Here is an 18502-nt window from a genome sequence, read left to right on the forward strand (position 1 = left end):
CGTGTCGCATAACCGGGTGGTTATGTCGCGTGTCTCAAACGCCAGGTTAAATGCCAATTTTCGTGGAAGTTATTCCACTTCCCCAAAGGATACATCATGGTCGTCATTCGACTCGCCCGTGGCGGTGCAAAAGCTCGCCCGTTTTTCAATATTGTGGTGGCCGACAAACGCACCCGTCGCGACGGCCGCTTTATCGAGCGCATCGGTTTTTACAACCCGATCGCTACCGCCAACGAGGAAAGCATCCGCATTGCCCAGGACCGTTTGACTTACTGGCGTAGCGTGGGCGCACAAGCCTCTCCCACCGTTGAACGCCTGATCAAACAATCTGCTGCCAAAGCAGCCTGATTGTTGTTGATGTTGCCCGGCCTGGAGGCTGCCGAATTGCCGGCAGATGCCATTGAAGTCGGGCGCATCCTGGATGCCTGGGGCATCAAGGGGTGGTTCAAGGTTCTCCCCTACAGCGCCGATCCTGAGGCGCTTTTTTCTTCCAAATCCTGGTTTCTGCTTCCGACCGAAAAAGGCGTCAAAACTTTTGATGGCGTTGGTTTGTTGAAAGTCAAGGAAGCCAAAATCCATTCAGACACCGTGGTCGCCTGCGCGCAGGACATCAGTGACCGCAATGCGGCCGACGCACTGCGCGGTGCACGCATTTTCATTTCACGCAGCAGCTTTCCCACTGCCCAAAAAGATGAATATTACTGGGTCGACCTGATCGGGCTTGACGTCGTCAACCGCGAAGGCGTTTCCCTGGGCCAGGTTCGCGACCTGTTGACCACCGGGCCGCAAACCGTGCTGGTGATCGACCGGGTGCGGGATGGCAAGACGCTGGAAATCATGATCCCGTTTGTCGCGACATACATTGATGATGTGAAACTGAGTGAGCGCCGCATCCTGGTAGATTGGCAAGCAGATTACTAGAGACAGCACCATGCGATTTGACGTAGTGACGCTGTTTCCGGAATTGTTTGCCCCCCTACTCACGACAGGGATCACCCGACGCGCCTTTGAATCCGGTCAAGTGAATGTGCAGCTGCACCAGTTGCGTGATTTTGCACAAGGCAATTACCGCCGGGTTGATGACCGGCCCTTTGGCGGTGGCCCTGGCATGGTGATGATGGCGGAACCGCTGTCACAGTGCTTGACAGCGGTTCGTGCCGAACGCCATGATGACGCGCCGGTCGTCCTGTTCTCCCCCATCGGCCAGCCCCTCAACCACGCCATGGTCACGCGCTGGTCTGAAAGCCGTGGTGCGGTGCTGATTTGCGGTCGCTACGAAGGCATCGACCAGCGTTTCATCGACACCCATGTCACCGAGCAAATCAGTCTGGGCGATTTTGTACTGTCGGGTGGGGAAATCGCTGCCATGGCCCTGCTTGACGCCGTGGCCAGGCTGCAACCCGGCGTGTTGGGCGATGCCGACAGCCATGCACAGGACAGTTTCAACCCGGCGCTGGATGGCCTGCTGGATTGCCCACATTACACCCGTCCCGAAATCTGGCAGGGCCAAACTGTGCCCGACGTGCTGCTCAGCGGCCACCATGTCAACATTGAGCGCTGGCGTCGCGAGCAGCGCTTGTTGCTCACCCAAGGCCTGCGACCGGAACTGATTGCACAGGCCCGCCACGCGGGTCAATTGAGTCAAACAGACGAGGTCGTGCTCTCAGGCTATAATCGCAAGCTTCCCGATCCTCTGTAAGACCGCCTGGGTGCATTGCACTGAGGCATGCGTCATGGTGACGCTGGTGCTGACATGATCATTGAAAGAACTTATGAACCTGATCCAAATCCTTGAGCAAGAAGAAATTGCTCGCCTGAACAAGACCATCCCCGAGTTTGGCCCTGGCGACACTGTTGTCGTGAACCTGAACGTGGTTGAAGGCACCCGCAAACGTCTGCAAGCCTATGAAGGTGTGGTGATTGCCAAGCGCAATCGCGGCCTCAACAGCGGCTTTACCGTGCGGAAAATCTCCAGCGGCGAAGGTGTCGAGCGTACGTTCCAGACCTACAGCCCGCTGATTGCCAGCATCGAAGTCAAGCGCCGCGGCGATGTGCGCCGTGCCAAGCTGTACTACTTGCGTGACCGCAGCGGCAAGTCGGCTCGTATCAAGGAAAAACTGCCAGCCCGTAAAGTGGTGAACACCGCCGCTTGATAAGCCAGCGCACAGCTAAAAAAACCGCCCCAGTCGACTGTGGCGGTTTTTTTTCGCCCTTCATTCCTGCCCAACCATGACACTACCCACGATAGATCCGCGCACAGTTCCTGTGACCCAGGTGGACAGCCATCTACCTGCGATAGAGCACCAATCGCTACAGGCCGATGCGTTACGCTCACGTTTTGCGACACCGCCCGCCTGGCAACCCGAGTTTTTGGCAGAAAAAAAATTCATGGACCGTGAGCCTATGCCTGCGGCAGTGCTGCTGCCCATAGTGCAGCGCCCGGAACCGACCGTCTTGCTCACCCTGCGCACACCACACCTGAGCACACATTCGGGACAAATTGCCTTTCCTGGCGGCAAGGTGGATGAGACGGACACGAATGTGGTTGCTGCAGCCTTGCGAGAGGCACAGGAAGAAATTGGTCTGGATGCGCATTTTGTCGAGGTACTCGGCCAATTGCCGATCTATATTACAGGCTCGGCCTTCCATATTGCACCCGTGGTGGCACTGGTCTCTCCGGGCTTTACGCTGAGTCCCAATCCGTATGAAGTAGCCGATGTGTTTGAAGTACCCCTGGCATACTTGATGAATCCGGCCTACCATCGGCACCATCGGACGGACTGGCAGGGCGTGCAACGCGAATGGTTGTCAATACCCTACCAGGACCATCAGACCGAGCGCTTTATCTGGGGTGCAACAGCTGGCATGCTGCGCAACTTTTACCAGTTTTTGCGGGCTTGAACTTTGCAGCCGCTATGATTCGCGCATGAGCCTTATCTCTGTGTTATTTGCCCTGCTGCTGGAACAAGCGCGCCCCTTGAGCCGCGGCAATCCGATTCATGCCGCCATGCGTGCCTGGGTGCGCTACTGCAGCCGTAATCTGGATACCGGCAAGCCCTTGCACGGCTGGCTGGCCTGGGGCCTGGCTGTGGGTGTGCCATCCGGTCTGGCCTTGTTGATTTATTGGTCACTTGCTTTCTGGGTGGGGTGGCCGCTGGCGGTGCTCTGGAGCGCCCTGGTGTTGTATGCATCCCTTGGCTTTCGTCAATTCAGTTTTCATTTCACTGAAGTACGGGATGCATTGGCCAACGACGATGATGCGTTGGCCCGCTCGCTATTGGCCCAATGGCAACACATTGACACCCAGTCCTGGTCGCGCAGCGACATCATTGGCCGCGTCATCGAATTCTCGGTACTGGCCGCCCATCGTCATGTGTTTGGCGTGCTGGCCTGGTTTTCAGTCTTGGCAGCACTTGGTTTAGGCCCCATGGGTGCCGTGTTGTACCGCTTGGCCGAATTTGTCACCCGCTACTGGAAACACAAAAGCAAAACCCTTGAGCAGCCGGTCAGCCTGGCCCTGCAAACCAATGCACACACAGCCTGGCACTGGATTGACAGCTTGCCAGCACGCATGACCGTGCTAGGCTTTGCAGTCGTAGGCAATTTTGAAGAAACCATCGACGGCTGGCGCCGTTATGCGGCGCAATCGAACACAGACAATGATGGTCTGGTGCTGGCCGCCACCGCTGGCGCCATCAATATTCAACTTGAAACGCCCAATGCGGCCGACACACCAGCCAACACCGGATTGCCATCGGACACCAATCTTCATCCCTCCCCCGAGCTGGCACACATGGCCATTTTGGTCGGACTGGTCTGGCGCGCCGTGGTCATGTGGCTCGTACTTCTGGCGCTTTTGACGCTGGCACGACTCATTGCCTGAGCGCGAGCGCCAACATGTACCACTTGGTATAAAAATCACAAATTACCCTTTTTAAGTGAACCCGTCTTGAACGCCCAATTTATTAGTCCTGTCGTCCAGCAACTAGTGCCTTATGTGCCGGGTGAGCAACCCAAAATAGCCAATCTGGTCAAGCTCAATACCAACGAAAACCCTTACCCCCCGTCACCACGCGTGGTAGCCGCCATCCAGCAGGCAGCGCAGCATGGCCTGCAGCTTTACCCTGACCCTGATGGCAGCGCATTGCGGCAGGCCATCGCCCGGCATCTTGACCTGACACCCCAACAAGTCTTCTTGGGCAACGGCTCAGACGAAGTTCTGGCCCATGCTTTTTTTGCCTTTTTCCAGCAGGGCTGCCCGCTGCTGATGCCCGACATCAGCTACAGCTTTTACAAAGTCTATTGCGGCCTGTACAGCATTGCTGCACGTACTGTGCCGTTACGTGAAAACCTGCACCTGAACGTGGCCGACTATGCCGTGCCCGACCAGACTGTCGCCGGGGTGGTGATTGCCAACCCCAATGCCCCCACCGGGGTTGGCTTGCCACTGGCCGACATTGAGACATTACTGCAAATGCACCCCAACCGGGTCGTGCTGATCGATGAGGCCTACGTTGACTTTGGCGGCCGTAGCGCCGTTGCCCTGATTGACCGCTATCCCAACCTGCTGGTAGTGCATACCCTGTCCAAGTCGCGCTCGCTCGCCGGTTTGCGCATTGGCTACGCCTGTGGCCAGGCGCACCTGGTTGAAGCCCTGAACCGGGTGAAAAACAGCTTCAACTCGTATCCGCTGGATCGGTTGGCGCTGGCCGGCGGCGCGGCCGCCTTTGAAGACCAGGCCTATTTTGAGCAAACCTGCCAAGCGGTAATGAGCAGCCGCGAAGGGCTGGTACTGGCGTTGGAAGACCTGGGCTTTGAGGTGTTGCCTTCACAAACCAATTTTGTCTTTGTACGCCACCCCGATCATGAGGGAGCCGAGCTCGCTGCCGGCTTGCGCACGCAAGGTGTGTTGGTACGGCATTTCAAACAAGCACGCATTGACCAATACCTGCGCATCAGCGTAGGCACGCCCACGCAATGTGATCAACTGGTCGCAGCCCTGGCCAAACTGGTCACGGCCAAAGCCTGAGGCACAGGCTTAAACAGCCGGACATTCGACGAAATGTTGGGGTCAGAGCACGTCGCTTTGCGAGTGGTCTGACCCACAAAGTTAATAGCGCCGTTTCTGTTTGAGTTCGGCGTATAAATCACTGTAGATCTGATAGCGATTCAGGCTGATGCTGTCAGGCTTGTCGTCCGAATTCACTGCGGCAATCACACCACAACCAGGTTCATGCAAGTGGCTGCAGTTGTAAAACTTGCAGTGTTTGACATGGGGCTTGAGGTCGGGCATGTAGGCCGCCAACTGGGCCGGCTCAATGTGGTTCAGGCCAAACTCCTGAAACCCCGGAGAATCAATCAGTGCCGTGGTTTTGTCCGCGTCCACCCAATACCAGGTGGTGCTGGTGGTAGTGTGTTTGCCGCTGCTCAGGGCCTGTGACAAAACGCCGGTTTGCACCAGGGCACCGGGGACCAGGCAGTTGATCAAGGTGCTTTTTCCGGCACCCGACGGCCCCAGCACCAGGGTGGTCTTGCCCGTCAGCCGCGAGCTCAAGGCTGAGCGCCCAGCTTCTGCGTTCGCGAGCGAAAGCGGCAACACGTCGTAACCCATGTGCCGATAAGGTGCCAGCCAGTTCCAGGCACGGGCAAAGGGCTCGGTGAGGTCACTTTTGTTAAGGGCAATGATCGGGGTGATGTGCTGCTCTTCGGCGGCAATCAGGGCCCGGGACAGTTGGCTGCTGGAAAACTCAGGCTCGGCGGCAATCAGGATCAGCACCTGATCCAGGTTGGCGGCAAACATCTTGGTTCGCACATCGTCCTGCCGATAGAACAGGTTGCGGCGCGGCTCTATTTTCTCAATCGTGCCTTCGTCCTGAGACGCCAGCCACAACACCCTGTCACCCACTACGCCTTCGCTTTTTTTACCTCGCGAATGGCAAATCAAACGCTCTCCCGCTGCGTTTTCAACCAAAAAATGGCGTCCATAGTTGGCCACGATCAGGCCTGGCGCGCGTTGAGCGTGAGTCATGGATGCGATGTGTTGACAGCGTCAGGCAGCGCATCCACTGCGGCAGCACAATCAAAGTCAGCCTGCGAGAGTCCGGCGACATCATGCGTGCAGTAACGCACCAGGCAGCGGTCAAATTGCACGATGAGTTCCGGGTGATGATGACGAGCCTGAGCCACCCAGGCTACGGCATTGACAAACAGCATGGTCTGGGCGTAGTCGGCAAAGCAGAAGGTTTTCTGGATCACCACCGCAGCGCCATCCCCGTCCAAATTCCAGCCCTCCAGTTTGGCCAGTCTTGTGACCACTTCCGTCGCAGTCAAGGCACGTTTGCTTTGGGTGAGAGACATTCTGAACTCAAAAATTAACGAGCCGCCGAGGCAACACCCTGCATGCGCGCCAGCCGTTCCGAAGCACCGGGGTGCGAATAATAAAAACGCACATACAGAGGATCTGGCGTCAGGGTGGCGGCATTGTCTTCGTAAAGCTTGAGCAGCGCGCTCGACAAATCCTGCGCGCTGGTTTGCCTGACGGCATAAGCATCTGCTTCAAATTCATGCTTGCGTGACAGCTGCGCAAAGAACGGGGCAATGAAGAAGCTGAACACCGGCATGACCAGCATGAACAGCAGCAGTGCCAGCGCATCATTGCCAGACGCCAGATTGGGCTGTACCCCCAGACCCGTATAAAACCAGACTTGTTGCGTCAGATAACCCAGCAACGCAAAGCCAGCCAGACTCAGGGCAAACATGGAAATAATGCGTTTGATGATGTGCTTGTGCTTGAAATGCCCGAGCTCATGCGCCAGCACGGCATCGACCTCTGGCGCACTGAGTTTGGCCAGAAGCGTGTCATAAAACACCACCCGCTTGGCGGCACCAAAGCCCGTGAAATAAGCGTTCGCATGGGCACTGCGCTTGCTGCCATCCATCACAAACAAGCCCCTGGCAGAAAAACCGCAACGCTGCATCAAGGCTGTCACGCGCGCTTTGAGTGTTTCGTCTTCCAGCGGTGCAAACTTGTTGAACAGGGGCGCAATCAGTGTCGGGTAGATCACCAATAACAGCAGGTTGAAACCCATCCAGAACAGCCAGGCCCACAACCACCAGAGCTTGCCCGTGGTGGCCATCATCCAGAGTATCAAGGCAGCGATCGGCAGCCCGATCAAGGCGCCGATCAGGCTGGACTTGAGCAGGTCAGCCAACCACAGCCTGAAAGTCATTTTGTTGAAGCCAAAACGCTGTTCAAGCACAAAGGTCTGGTACCAGGACAGTGGCAAATCAATGGCGCCACTGATCACGACAAAGGCCACCAGCAAAGCCAGTTGCTGCCCCATGCCATGCGCAGTGAATGGGATCAGGGCCTGGTTCAAGGCCGAGAGCCCACCCAGCAGGGTCCAGCCCAGCAACACCGCAGCGCCCAGCGCCATTTCAAACAGACCAAGACGTGCCTTGGCCAGTGTGTAATCAGCAGCTTTTTGATGGGCCGCCAATGAAATGCTGTCCGCAAAAGCCGCTGGTACCGCTTCCCGGTGCTGCGCCACATGGCGAATCTGACGCGAACTCAGCCAGTAACGGAGCACCAGACTCAAGCACAAGGCAGCGGCAAACAGCGAAGTCAGTAAAAATGAAGCAGAGAAAAGCGAGTCAGTCATGGCGGCGAAGTTTAGGTCATCGGCGACAATTTGGGTCATGCACAACGCCAACACCCCCACTGCCCTCCCTGCTCTGGCCAAATCGGATCTCAATCTGGTCTGGCTGGACTGCGAGATGACGGGCTTAAACCCGGAACATGAGCGCATCATCGAGATCGCGGTCATCGTCACCGACGCCCATTTGACGCAACGCATCGAAGGCCCGGTGCTGGTGATCCACCAAAGCGACGCTCTGCTCGACAAGATGGACAAATGGAACAAGAGCACACACGGCAAAAGTGGCCTGATTGACAAGGTCAAGGCCTCAACAGTGGTGGAAGAAGAGGCCGAGAAAGTACTGCTCCAGTTTTTAAGCCATTACGTGCCCAAGAGCGGCACCCCCATGTGCGGCAACAGCATCGGCCAGGACCGGCGTTTTCTGGCCAGGTACATGCCGAAGCTTGAAGCTTTTTTTCACTACCGCAACCTCGACGTGAGTACGCTCAAGGAACTCTCCAAGCGCTGGGCACCGGGGGTCTACAAGAGTTTTAAAAAGAAACAACGGCATACTGCATTGGCTGATGTACATGAGTCCATCGACGAACTGGAACACTACCGCACGCACTTTCTAAAATTACCAGTCTGAGAAAAAACAGAAGGCCAATCAGTAGAAACCCGAATCTATGGCATAATTCGCGGCTTCGCTGAAATTACAGCGTATTTTGTACATCTCCCAACATTCACTGGGTCTGCAGCCAGGTTGATTCACAACCTGCCTCAAAAAGACCCCCAGCATCCAGACGCACTCACTTGGCTGAGTCTGAGCCGGTTCCGTTTGATGGTTGATGTTTTTTAACCATGAACGGAGCAGCCGCACAACTTGCGGCGCTCTTCGTTTTGAGGACATTCCATGACTGACGCTACTTTAGCGGCGGGCGAATTTTCGTCTGCCGAAAACCTTTCCAACGACATCAACCTGTTGCCACATGACGCACCAGAGGCAGCAAGCCCGGTGGTCGCAGACATTCCCAACGGCTTTGTCACTCTGGGCCTGGCCCCGGAACTGATCCAGGCCGTGAAAGACCTGGGCTTTACCCAGCCCACCACGGTTCAGCTCAAAACCATTCCGCTGGCCATGCAAGGCGTCAGCTCTGACGGCAACAGTGCCCGTTTTATCGACCTGATGGTCTCCAGTCAGACCGGCAGTGGCAAAACCGCTGCATTCTTGTTGCCCGTGCTGCACACCTTGCTCAAGCAACAGGCGCAGGCTGAGGCCAAATCCCGTGCCGATTACGAACAGGCCGTGGCCGAAGCCACCGCCAAAGGCGAAGCGCCTCCCAAGCGCGCCAAGCGCAAGGACCCCACCAACCCACGCCATTTCAGTGCCCCCACGCCTGGCGCCCTGATTGTCTGCCCGACCCGCGAACTGGCTCAGCAAGTCGCACACGATGCGATCGACCTGGTTCAGCATTGCCGTGGCCTGCGCGTGGCCAACATCGTCGGCGGTATGCCTTACCAGTTGCAGATTGCCAAGTTGCAGAATGCCAATCTGGTGGTCGCAACACCGGGCCGTCTGCTCGACCTGCAACGTTCGATGCAAATCAAGCTCGATCAAGTGCAGTTTTTGGTGGTTGACGAAGCGGACCGCATGCTTGACCTGGGCTTCTCGGATGATCTGGCAGAAATCAACCAGCTCACCCTTGACCGCAAGCAGACCATGATGTTCAGCGCCACCTTTGCGCCACGCATCCAGCAACTGGCCGCCCGCGTGATGCGCGAGCCCCAGCGCATCACCATCGACAGCCCACAAGAAAAACACGCCAACATCAAGCAAGTGCTGTTCTGGGCTGACAACGCCCAGCACAAGCGCAAATTGCTCGACCACTGGCTGCGCGACACCACGATCAACCAAGCGATCGTGTTTGCCAGCACACAAATTGAATGCGACGGCTTGGCCAATGACCTGCAACAGGACGGCTTTGATGCCGTCGCGCTGCACGGCGCCTTGAGCCAGGGCCTGCGCAACCGCCGCCTGATGGCGCTGCGCCAGGGTCAGGTGCAAATCCTGGTGGCAACCGATGTGGCGGCACGCGGTATTGACGTGCCCACCATCACCCACGTGTTCAACTTTGGCTTGCCGATGAAGGCCGAAGACTACACCCACCGCATTGGCCGTACCGGCCGTGCCGGTCGTGACGGCCTGGCCGTCACGTTTGCCGAACTGCGTGACCGTCGCAAGATCTTTGACATCGAATCCTTCAATCGCCAGCCCATCAAGGCCGAAGTCGTGCCAGGTCTGGAACCCAAGCAGCGCATCCCCGAGTCACGCCCCAACAGCTTTGGCGGCCGCGACAACCGCGGTGGCGGCGACTTCAACAGCCGTGACCGCAAATTTGGCGGCGGCGGTCGCAGCGGTGGTTTTGACGCGCCGCGTGGTCACTTTGACACACCTCGCGGTGGCTTTGCCGACCGAAACACCAATGGACCCCGCATGATTAGCGCAGGCAACTTCCAGCACAACAACGGTGGCGGTTTCGCTGGCCGTGACGACCGCTCTTTTGCACCGCGTGAAAGCGCGCCACGTGAAGGCTTCAACTACGAACGCAAGGGTGGTTTCAACGACCGCTTTGCCGGCGACCGCAATGCCGGCGCAGCACCCCGTGGTGACTTTGCTGCCCGCAAGCCCGCCTTTGGCAAACCTGCGTTTTCCAAACCCGCGGGCGGTGGCAAGGTGTTCGTCCCGCGTGACGCGCAAAAACGCTTTGCCAAGAACGACCGCTAATTAAAACTGGCAATGATCCAAGCCCGCTGATTGAAAAGTCAGCGGGCTTTTTTGTGCCCAAAGCCAAGACGTGACGGATGAAGTCGCTTACGTAACCGATTAACCACCACCCAACACACCGCCCTGCCAGCCACCCAGCACAATCGCAGCCACTTGCAGCAGCAACAGAAGCGCCAAAGGCGACAAGTCAATGCCGCCCACCAAGGGCAAGATGCGGCGAATGGGACGCAAAAGAGGTTCGACCAGACGGGCTATCACCCCAGTCATGACCGATGACGTAGGCACCCAGGACAAGACGGCGTAAACAATCACGGCCACCGTCAAGCCAGAAATGGCCATGCTCAGCAAGCCGAACACCGCCAGCACTGGCAAGAAAAACAAACCGCCACCAGCTCCGGCAATGAGCCACAGCAGGGCGAATTTGGCCAGCTGCAGCAAAAAGGCCGCCACCAAACTGGCTGTGTCAAGTGCACCCATCGCCGGCAACACACGGCGCAGCGGCAGCACAATCCAGTCGGTCAGCGCAAACACGAATCGCCCCAAGGGGTTACCTGAACGCACCGACATGGGGATGCGCAGGAACTGCATGTAAAGACGCAGCAGGCTGGCACCCCCCACAACGCCCACCACGACCTCAAGCAACAAAGAAATAATCTGATAAAGCATGGCATCAATGCAGGGTTGAGAAGCAACGGTAATGATAACGACAGGCGCACTAGCTCTTAAAATTCGGAGTTCTGTCAAAACCACGTATTGCCTTGCTGCCCACTTGATGGATTGAATGCAGCTTTTATGGATTGTCCACATGTCTGACCACACCACCACCCCCACACACCCGCCAGTCCTGCAGGATGAAAACCAGTTGATTTTGGAGCGACGCGAAAAACTTAAAGCCCTGCGCCAGACACAGGCCGAGGGCAAAGGCGTTGCCTTCCCGAACGACTTCAAGCCCGCCGACCATGCTGCCGACCTGTTTGCCGCGCACGCCGGACAAACGCCCGAGGGCTTGATTGAACAAGGCGCGAAGGCCAAAGTGGCCGGGCGCATGATGCTCAAACGTGTCATGGGCAAGGCCAGCTTTGCCACATTGCAGGACAGTACCGGGCGTATCCAGATCTACATCAAGGGGGAAGACGTAGGAGCTGATGTGTACGCCGCCTTCAAGCATTGGGACCTGGGCGACATCGTCGCAGCAGAAGGCCTGGTCTTCAAAACCAAAACCGGTGAACTCTCCATTCACGCAAGCAGCATCCGTCTGCTGACCAAAAGCCTGCGCCCCTTGCCCGACAAGTTTCATGGCATGGCCGACCAGGAGCTTAAATACCGCCAGCGCTATGTGGACATGATCACCGACGAGGACACCCGCAAGCGCTTTATGGCGCGCAGCAAGGCTGTGTCAGGTATTCGTGAATTCATGGTGGCGCACAACTTCCTGGAAGTTGAAACACCCATGCTGCACCCGATTCCGGGCGGGGCCAACGCCAAACCCTTCACCACCCACCACAATGCGCTGGACCAACAGATGTTCCTGCGCATTGCCCCCGAGCTTTACCTCAAGCGCCTGATCGTTGGTGGTTTCGACCGGGTGTTCGAGATCAACCGCAGCTTCCGCAACGAAGGCATCAGCGTGCGCCACAACCCTGAATTCACCATGATGGAGTTTTACGCAGCGTATTGGGACTATCAAGACCTGATGACGTTTACCGAAGCGCTGATTCGCGACGCCGCCCAGCGCGCCACGGGCACGTTGCAGCTCAGCTATGGCGGCAAGGCTGTCGATCTTGAACAGCCCTTTGAGCGTCTGACCATCCACGAGGCGATTTGCAAGTACACCGAAGCAGGTCAGATGCTGGACGATGGCTCTGGTTTGAAGGTAGACAGCGCGGCCTGGCTGCGCTCCGTCCTGCCCAAATTGGGCATCACCGAAGCCAAGCATCACATTTCTACCCGCAGCCTGCCCAGCCTGCAGGTGCTGTACTTTGAGGAGACTGTGGAAGAAAAACTCTGGCAGCCAACCTTCATCATGGAGCACCCCACCGAAATCTCACCGCTGGCGCGCGCCAATGACACCCGCCCGGAGGTCACCGAACGCTTTGAGCTTTACATCACCGGGCGCGAATTCGGCAACGGTTTCTCTGAATTGAATGACGCCGAGGAACAAGCCGCCCGCTTTCAAGCCCAGGTGGCTGCCAAGGACGACGGTGATGACGAAGCCATGTACTATGACCACGACTTCATTCGTGCCCTGGAGTACGGCATGCCGCCCACCGGCGGCTGCGGCGTCGGCCTGGACCGGCTGATGATGCTGCTGACCGACAGCAGCAGCATTCGTGATGTCATCCTGTTCCCGGCCCTGCGCCGCGAAGCACAGGAAAAATAACCCATGCCGCAAGCCCCTTGGCCCTACCCACGCTGGATCGCACACCGGGGTGCTGGCAAACTGGCGCCTGAAAACACGCTGGCAGCCTTTCGGCTGGGGGCCAGCCATGGCTATCGCATGTTCGAGTGCGATGTCAAACTGAGCCGTGACGGTGTCCCTTTTTTAATGCACGATGACACCCTGACGCGCACCAGCAACGCCGCAGACAAGCTGGGGCCAGACAGCAGTGCCACCGGTGGCGACCATCTCTGGGGAACGCTGGCCCAGCTTGATGCCGGCAGCTGGCATTCACGCACCTTTGCCGGTGAACCATTGCCCACCTTCGAAGCCATTGCCCGGTACTGCTTGCGCAATGCTTATTTTTTGAATATCGAGATCAAACCGACACCCGGTCAGGAACGCCAGACCGGTGGTGCGGTTGCCAACCTTGCCGCACGACTGTGGCAAGGTGCCAGCGCAGCACCGCTGCTGACCTCATTTCAGGTGCCGGCACTGGAAGCTGCCATGTCAGCGCAGCCCGATTTGCCGCGCGGTCTGCTGCTCGATACGCTGTGGCCCGGCTGGCTGGAGACCGCGCAACGTCTCGGCTGCGTCGCCATCATCTGCGACCACGTCTTGTGGGATCAGGTCAGCCTGACGCAGGCCCAAAGCGCCGCCTTCAAAACCCTCAGCTACACCGTCAACGACGAAGCCACAGCTAGGCGCCTGCTGGACCTGGGACTCGATGGCATCATTACCGATCGAGTGGATTTGTTCAGCCCGGCCAGCCTTTGCGCATAAACCACTGGACGGTAGCAGCCGTGACCACCAGTCCCAGATAAGTCATCATCTTGCCGTCCTGACCCAATAGCGCCAAACCGAGTGCCAGCACCACCAAACCTGACAAAAAAATGAGCGCAAACTGTGTAGTCAGTGAAAATCTGGAGGATTTTTTACCTGGCAGGAATCGGACCAACCAAGGCAGCAACAGCGCCAGCCACAAGGCAGGTGCCGCAAAATTCACAACATGGTTCAACAGCGCAAGTATGCCCATCAGCGAACCCCGGGGGAAAAGAAAAAATGATACAGGTCAAAGCACATGGCAGCTGATTTTATAATCCACGTATGGCAGTCTGGGCATTAGGCATCAATCACACCACCGCACCGCTTGATCTGCGCGGTCGGTTTGCCTTCGCCATCGATCAGGTCGAACCCACTTTACATGCCTTGCGCGGTGCATTGACACGCGTGCCAGAGGCCGCCTTGATCTCGACTTGCAACCGTACCGAGATTTATTGTGCGGGTGAGCAATCCCAGCTGGAGCCCACCCTGTCCTGGCTGGCGCAATGTGGCGGTGTCCCTGCCGACCTGCTGCGCGCCCACTCCTACACCCTCAACGACGGCCTGGCGGCCCGCCACGCTTTTCGGGTTGCCAGTGGCCTCGATTCGATGGTCCTTGGAGAACCGCAGATACTGGGCCAGATCAAGGATGCCGTGCGCGCGGCCGAAGCTGCTGGCGCACTGGGAACCACGCTGAGTCAGCTCTTTCAGCGCTCATTTGCTGTCGCCAAGGAGGTGCGCACTTCGACCGAAATCGGTGCCCACTCGATCAGCATGGCCGCCGCCGCCGTGCGACTGGCCGGACAACTTTTTGAAGACCTGACTGAGGTCAAAATTTTGTTTGTGGGGGCCGGTGAGATGATTGACCTGTGCGCCACCCACTTTGCGGCCAAAAGTCCCAAAAGCATTGCCATAGCCAACCGCACCCTGGCACGCGGCGAAGAACTGGCAAACAAATTTGGTGCCGAAGTGATGCGCCTGGCCGACCTGCCCGAGCGCCTGCATGAATTTGACGCGGTGATCAGCTGCACGGCCAGCACGCTGCCGCTGATCGGCCTGGGCTCCGTCGAGCGCGCGCTCAAACGTCGCCGCCGCCGCCCCATGTTCATGGTCGATCTGGCGGTACCGCGCGACATTGAGATTGAGGTCAAGGCGCTGGAAGATGTCTATCTCTACACCGTCGATGACCTGGCCGGAGTGGTGCAAACCGCGCAAGCCAACCGGCAAGCCGCCGTGGCGCAAGCCGAAGCCATCGTGGATGCCGGGGTACAAAGCTTTTTGCATTGGATCGAACAGCGCAGCACCGTCCCGCTGATCCAGCAACTCAACGCGCAAGCTGATGAATGGCGTGTCAATGAGATTGCCCGCGCCCGCAAGCTGCTGGCCAAAGGCGAAGACATCGAGACGGTATTGGAAGCGCTCAGCAAAGGTTTGACCCAAAAGATGCTGCATGGTGCCATGGCGGAATTGCGTGGGGGCGACAGCCACACCCGAGACCGTGCCAGCGCCGCTGTGCAACATTTTTTCTTGCGCAAAGAGCGTTAGCGACGCTGCATGCCGCTGCGTCTTTGCGGTCAGCGCAGCGACGTGGTCATTCCGAACAACATGGATTGCCACGTTGCGCTCGCAATGACAATATGCCGGGCGCTGTGTCTGGGCTCCCCCTTCACCCTGTCTTCATCTTCGCAAAGTCAATGAAAACCTTTCTCCGTCAACAACTTGCCCGTTATGCCGATCGTCTGGGCGAACTGGAATTTTTGCTGTCGCGACCCGATATCATGAGCGACATGGCGCAATTTCTGCTGCTGTCGCGCGAACACACCGAGGTGGCCGCGGTGGCGAGTCGCTGGCAACGCTACCAACAGCGCGAAGCGGACCTGGCCTCTGGCCAGGAATTGCTGGCAGGAAGTGCGGGTGACGCTGACATGGCGGCGATGGCGCAGGAAGAAATTGATGACGCCAGCGCCGAACTGCAGCAGCTTGAAGCCGAACTGCAGCGCATGCTGCTGCCCAAAGATCCCGATGACGCGCGCAATGCCTTTGTTGAAATTCGCGCTGGCACCGGCGGCGATGAATCTGCCCTGTTTGCCGCTGACCTCGCGCGCATGTACCTGCGCTATTGCGAACGCCGCAGCTGGAGGCCTGAAATCATCAGTGAATCGCCCAGCGAGTTAGGTGGCTACAAGGAAGTTGTCATCAAGGTCGACGGCAATCATGTCTATGGCGCCCTCAAGTTTGAGTCCGGTGGTCACCGGGTGCAGCGTGTGCCGGTCACCGAAACCCAGGGCCGCATCCACACCAGCGCCTGCACCGTGGCCGTGCTGGCCGAACCCGATGAGGCCGAGGCCATCAAAATCAATCCGTCGGATTTGCGCATTGACACCTATCGCGCCAGTGGTGCCGGTGGTCAGCACATCAACAAAACCGATTCTGCGGTGCGCATCACCCACCTGCCCACCGGCATCGTGGCCGAATGCCAGGACGGCCGCAGCCAGCACAGCAACAAGGCGCAGGCCCTCAAGGTACTCACCGCCCGCATTCAGGAAAAGGACCGCAGCGAGCGCGCCGCCAAAGATGCGGCCGAGCGCAAGAGTCTGGTCGGTAGCGGCGACCGCAGCGACCGCATCCGCACCTACAACTTTCCCCAAGGGCGACTCACCGACCACCGCATCAACCTGACCTTGTACAAGCTGCTCACCATCATGGAAGGCGACCTTGACGATGTGGTCAACGCGCTGCAGGCCCACGAAGCCGCCGCGCAACTGGCAGCACTGGAACTCAATGCCTGACGTGCAATGAAACCGATTCATCTGGTTCCCGCTACCCTCGGACAAACGTTCGCCAGCCTGCAAAACAGGGGGCTGGATCGGCTGGACGCCCAACTGTTGCTACTGCACGTTCTGGACAAGCCTGTCAACCAGCGCGGCTGGCTGCTGTCGCATGATGATGCACCGTTGCTACCGGCCATCGCCTCGGCCCTGGAACCCCTGGTACAACGCCGCCTAGATGGCGAACCATTGGCCTATCTGACCGGCCACAAAGAATTTTTTGGGCTTGACTTGCAGGTGGACGCCCGGGTGCTGGTGCCCCGGCCCGATACCGAAACGCTGGTGAACTGGGCGCTGGAGGAACTCGACGGTCAGCAACGCGTGCTTGATCTGGGCACAGGAAGCGGCGCCATCGCCCTGGCGCTCAAGGCCAGCCAGCCTGCGCTTCGCGTCCACGCCACCGACTTCAGCGCAGAGGCTCTGGCCGTGGCCCGAGCCAATGCCCAAAGGCTCAAACTTGACGTCAGCTTCCATCAGGGCGTCTGGTTTGCCGCCTTGACTGAACTTGACGCCCGGTTTGACTGCATCGTCTCCAATCCGCCTTACATCGCTGAACTTGACCCCCATCTGGCAGGGCTGCAGTTTGAGCCAGCGCAAGCACTCACCAGCGGCCCGGACGGCCTGGACGACCTGCGCCAGATCATCTGCGAGGCGCCAAGGCATTTGGTGCCTGGCGGCTGGCTGCTGCTGGAACACGGCTACGATCAAGCGTATGCCGTGCGCAGTTTGCTCAGCGCAGCAGGCTTTGTGCACGTGCAGTCACGCCGCGACCTGGCGGGCATCGAGCGCTGTAGCGGCGGCCAGTTCAATCCGTGAAAAGAGAAGTATCCCGACCATGACCAAGCCCCTTGAAGAGCGACTCACCAACCTGGAAGTCAAAGCCAGTTTCGCAGAAGACCTGCTGGACAAGCTCGATCAGATCATCATCCGCCAGCAAGACCAGATTGACCGCCTGACCCGTGAGGTGCAGTGGTTGAGTCAGCAAGCGCCGCCGGATGCGGCCACCGCGTCACGCAACCTGCGCGACGATTTGCCACCGCACTACTAAGACCCCAGAGCATCCCTAAGCCCGGCAGGGTTTCGCCCCCTTCAGGGTCTAAAAGTGAAATAATTAAAGCTGTTTTTTTAATAGGAATCTTTAGCATGAGCGACGCACAGCAACGCATTGACGACTTGGTCAAACACAACGACATTCTGCTTTTCATGAAAGGCACGGCCAGTTTTCCGCAGTGCGGCTTCTCGGGCCGCGCGATACAGATCCTGAAAGCCTGTGGCGTTGACCCCAAAGCCATCAAAACCGTCAATGTGCTGGAAGACGACGGCATTCGTGCTGGCATCAAGGACTACAGCAACTGGCCCACCATTCCGCAGTTTTATTTCAAAGGCGAGTTCATTGGTGGCTCCGACATCATGATGGAAATGTACGAGAACGGTGAATTGCAGACCATGCTGGGTACGCCTGCAGCCTGATACAGCAAGGCTGACAACCCCGATGGGGGTTGCTTCAGCGGGGTCAAGCGAGCCAGACCTTCTGCGCCTTCAGTACCGCTTGCGGGTAAGGCGCACGGCCTCGTGAGCCGTTATAACGCCCCAGCGCCATGAACCAGTCTCCCCCTTCACGGTTCAGGTAGTGGCGCAAAATCACACAACCAAAGCGCAAATTGGTCTGCATGTGAAACAGTTTGCCGGCATCACCATCCGCCAGCACCCGGGTCCAGAATGGCATCACCTGCATGTATCCGCGTGCTCCTGCGCTGCTCACGGCAAACTTGCGAAAATTGCTCTCCACCTGAATCAGCCCCAACACCAGCGACTCGTCCAAACCGGCGCGCCTGGCTTCGTACCAAACCGTTTGCAGAAATTCTTTGCGGGTATTCCAGTCTGAATATTTTTTCGCCAGGCGCTCACTCATCGCGCCCAGCCAACGCAAATAACGCAGCCGCGACTCGGTGTCTGGAAACTCTGGCACGGGTGGCGCCTGGTTGGCAATAGCGGAGCTCAAGGCGGTGCGAACCGCGTCAGCCAGAGGCTCCTCCATTTGCGCCCCAGCCCA

General features: G+C 58.1%; 22 protein-coding genes. 16 read left to right on the forward strand and 6 right to left on the reverse strand.

What is annotated here, in order from left to right; genetic code table 11:
• Window positions 1–96 precede the first annotated feature (96 nt).
• The 7 genes from rpsP to hisC all read left to right on the forward strand — a co-directional run bounded on the left by rpsP (window position 97) and on the right by hisC (window position 5029).
• Entirely contained in the window at window positions 97–348 is a 252-nt protein-coding gene (rpsP, locus tag NDJ10_RS02070; RefSeq protein ID WP_296159431.1) for a 30S ribosomal protein S16, read from the forward strand.
• Between the two features lie 9 nt (window positions 349–357).
• Window positions 358–921 (forward strand): ribosome maturation factor RimM, encoded by a 564-nt coding sequence (gene rimM / locus NDJ10_RS02075; protein ID WP_296159800.1) that lies wholly within the window; start codon window positions 358–360, stop codon window positions 919–921.
• A 10-nt stretch (window positions 922–931) separates the two neighbouring features.
• Window positions 932–1699 carry a tRNA (guanosine(37)-N1)-methyltransferase TrmD gene (gene trmD / locus NDJ10_RS02080; RefSeq protein ID WP_296159433.1) on the forward strand — a complete coding sequence of 256 codons (768 nt, stop codon included), beginning with the start codon at window positions 932–934 and terminating at the stop codon, window positions 1697–1699.
• 73 nt (window positions 1700–1772) lie between these two features.
• Window positions 1773–2153, forward strand: coding sequence for a 50S ribosomal protein L19 (gene rplS / locus NDJ10_RS02085; protein WP_296159434.1), 381 nt, complete (start codon window positions 1773–1775; stop codon window positions 2151–2153).
• Between the two features lie 76 nt (window positions 2154–2229).
• Entirely contained in the window at window positions 2230–2901 is a 672-nt protein-coding gene (locus NDJ10_RS02090) for a CoA pyrophosphatase (RefSeq protein WP_296159435.1), read from the forward strand.
• A gap of 25 nt (window positions 2902–2926) precedes the next feature.
• Window positions 2927–3883, forward strand: coding sequence for a cobalamin biosynthesis protein (locus NDJ10_RS02095; RefSeq protein WP_296159436.1), 957 nt, complete (start codon window positions 2927–2929; stop codon window positions 3881–3883).
• 66 nt (window positions 3884–3949) lie between these two features.
• A complete protein-coding gene (hisC, locus tag NDJ10_RS02100) occupies window positions 3950–5029 on the forward strand; it encodes a histidinol-phosphate transaminase (RefSeq protein ID WP_296159437.1) in 1080 nt (359 codons plus the stop codon).
• Window positions 5030–5110: 81 nt separating this feature from the next.
• Here hisC and rsgA read toward each other — a convergent pair whose 3' ends face one another.
• Genes rsgA through NDJ10_RS02115 form a run of 3 tightly spaced genes read right to left on the reverse strand, consistent with a single transcriptional unit; the run spans window position 5111 to window position 7700 of the window.
• Complete coding sequence (rsgA, locus tag NDJ10_RS02105; RefSeq protein ID WP_296159438.1) at window positions 5111–6028, reverse strand: ribosome small subunit-dependent GTPase A; 918 nt, start codon at window positions 6026–6028, stop codon at window positions 5111–5113.
• On the reverse strand, window positions 6025–6357 hold the full coding sequence (locus NDJ10_RS02110) for a 4a-hydroxytetrahydrobiopterin dehydratase (protein WP_296159439.1): 333 nt from the start codon (window positions 6355–6357) through the stop codon (window positions 6025–6027). The genes rsgA and NDJ10_RS02110 overlap by 4 nt, the downstream gene beginning before the upstream one ends.
• A gap of 14 nt (window positions 6358–6371) precedes the next feature.
• A complete protein-coding gene (locus tag NDJ10_RS02115) occupies window positions 6372–7700 on the reverse strand; it encodes a M48 family metallopeptidase (protein WP_296159441.1) in 1329 nt (442 codons plus the stop codon).
• On the opposite strand from NDJ10_RS02115, the gene orn reads away from it, so the two are divergent.
• Both orn and NDJ10_RS02125 read left to right on the forward strand, forming a co-directional pair.
• A complete protein-coding gene (orn, locus tag NDJ10_RS02120; protein WP_296159442.1) occupies window positions 7699–8286 on the forward strand; it encodes an oligoribonuclease in 588 nt (195 codons plus the stop codon). The two genes, NDJ10_RS02115 and orn, sit on opposite strands and share 2 nt — an antisense overlap.
• Before the next feature lie 264 nt (window positions 8287–8550).
• Window positions 8551–10422 (forward strand): DEAD/DEAH box helicase, encoded by a 1872-nt coding sequence (locus tag NDJ10_RS02125; protein ID WP_296159443.1) that lies wholly within the window; start codon window positions 8551–8553, stop codon window positions 10420–10422.
• 99 nt (window positions 10423–10521) lie between these two features.
• On the opposite strand, the gene NDJ10_RS02130 is transcribed toward NDJ10_RS02125, so the two are convergent.
• Window positions 10522–11088 carry a YggT family protein gene (locus NDJ10_RS02130; protein WP_296159444.1) on the reverse strand — a complete coding sequence of 189 codons (567 nt, stop codon included), beginning with the start codon at window positions 11086–11088 and terminating at the stop codon, window positions 10522–10524.
• A 139-nt stretch (window positions 11089–11227) separates the two neighbouring features.
• Between NDJ10_RS02130 and lysS the strand changes: the two genes are divergently transcribed.
• Window positions 11228–12802, forward strand: a complete 1575-nt coding sequence (gene lysS, locus NDJ10_RS02135) for a lysine--tRNA ligase (protein ID WP_296159445.1) — start codon at window positions 11228–11230, stop codon at window positions 12800–12802.
• Between the two features lie 3 nt (window positions 12803–12805).
• On the forward strand, window positions 12806–13582 hold the full coding sequence (gene ugpQ / locus NDJ10_RS02140; RefSeq protein WP_296159446.1) for a glycerophosphodiester phosphodiesterase: 777 nt from the start codon (window positions 12806–12808) through the stop codon (window positions 13580–13582).
• On the opposite strand, the gene NDJ10_RS02145 is transcribed toward ugpQ, so the two are convergent.
• A complete protein-coding gene (locus NDJ10_RS02145; RefSeq protein WP_296159447.1) occupies window positions 13557–13817 on the reverse strand; it encodes a hypothetical protein in 261 nt (86 codons plus the stop codon). The genes ugpQ and NDJ10_RS02145 overlap by 26 nt on opposite strands.
• 89 nt (window positions 13818–13906) lie before the next feature.
• On the opposite strand from NDJ10_RS02145, the gene hemA reads away from it, so the two are divergent.
• The 5 genes from hemA to grxD all read left to right on the forward strand — a co-directional run bounded on the left by hemA (window position 13907) and on the right by grxD (window position 17919).
• A complete protein-coding gene (hemA, locus tag NDJ10_RS02150; protein WP_296159448.1) occupies window positions 13907–15166 on the forward strand; it encodes a glutamyl-tRNA reductase in 1260 nt (419 codons plus the stop codon).
• A gap of 149 nt (window positions 15167–15315) precedes the next feature.
• On the forward strand, window positions 15316–16410 hold the full coding sequence (gene prfA / locus NDJ10_RS02155) for a peptide chain release factor 1 (RefSeq protein ID WP_296159450.1): 1095 nt from the start codon (window positions 15316–15318) through the stop codon (window positions 16408–16410).
• A 6-nt stretch (window positions 16411–16416) separates the two neighbouring features.
• Entirely contained in the window at window positions 16417–17265 is an 849-nt protein-coding gene (gene prmC / locus NDJ10_RS02160) for a peptide chain release factor N(5)-glutamine methyltransferase (protein WP_296159451.1), read from the forward strand.
• Between the two features lie 19 nt (window positions 17266–17284).
• A complete protein-coding gene (locus NDJ10_RS02165; RefSeq protein ID WP_296159452.1) occupies window positions 17285–17497 on the forward strand; it encodes a SlyX family protein in 213 nt (70 codons plus the stop codon).
• Between the two features lie 95 nt (window positions 17498–17592).
• Window positions 17593–17919, forward strand: a complete 327-nt coding sequence (gene grxD / locus NDJ10_RS02170) for a Grx4 family monothiol glutaredoxin (RefSeq protein ID WP_296159453.1) — start codon at window positions 17593–17595, stop codon at window positions 17917–17919.
• A 43-nt stretch (window positions 17920–17962) separates the two neighbouring features.
• Here grxD and NDJ10_RS02175 read toward each other — a convergent pair whose 3' ends face one another.
• A complete protein-coding gene (locus NDJ10_RS02175; RefSeq protein ID WP_296159454.1) occupies window positions 17963–18487 on the reverse strand; it encodes a lytic transglycosylase domain-containing protein in 525 nt (174 codons plus the stop codon).
• Between the last annotated feature and the right edge of the window lie 15 nt (window positions 18488–18502).

This window comes from Rhodoferax sp. (genome assembly GCF_023700745.1).
Classification (GTDB): domain Bacteria; phylum Pseudomonadota; class Gammaproteobacteria; order Burkholderiales; family Burkholderiaceae_C; genus Rhodoferax.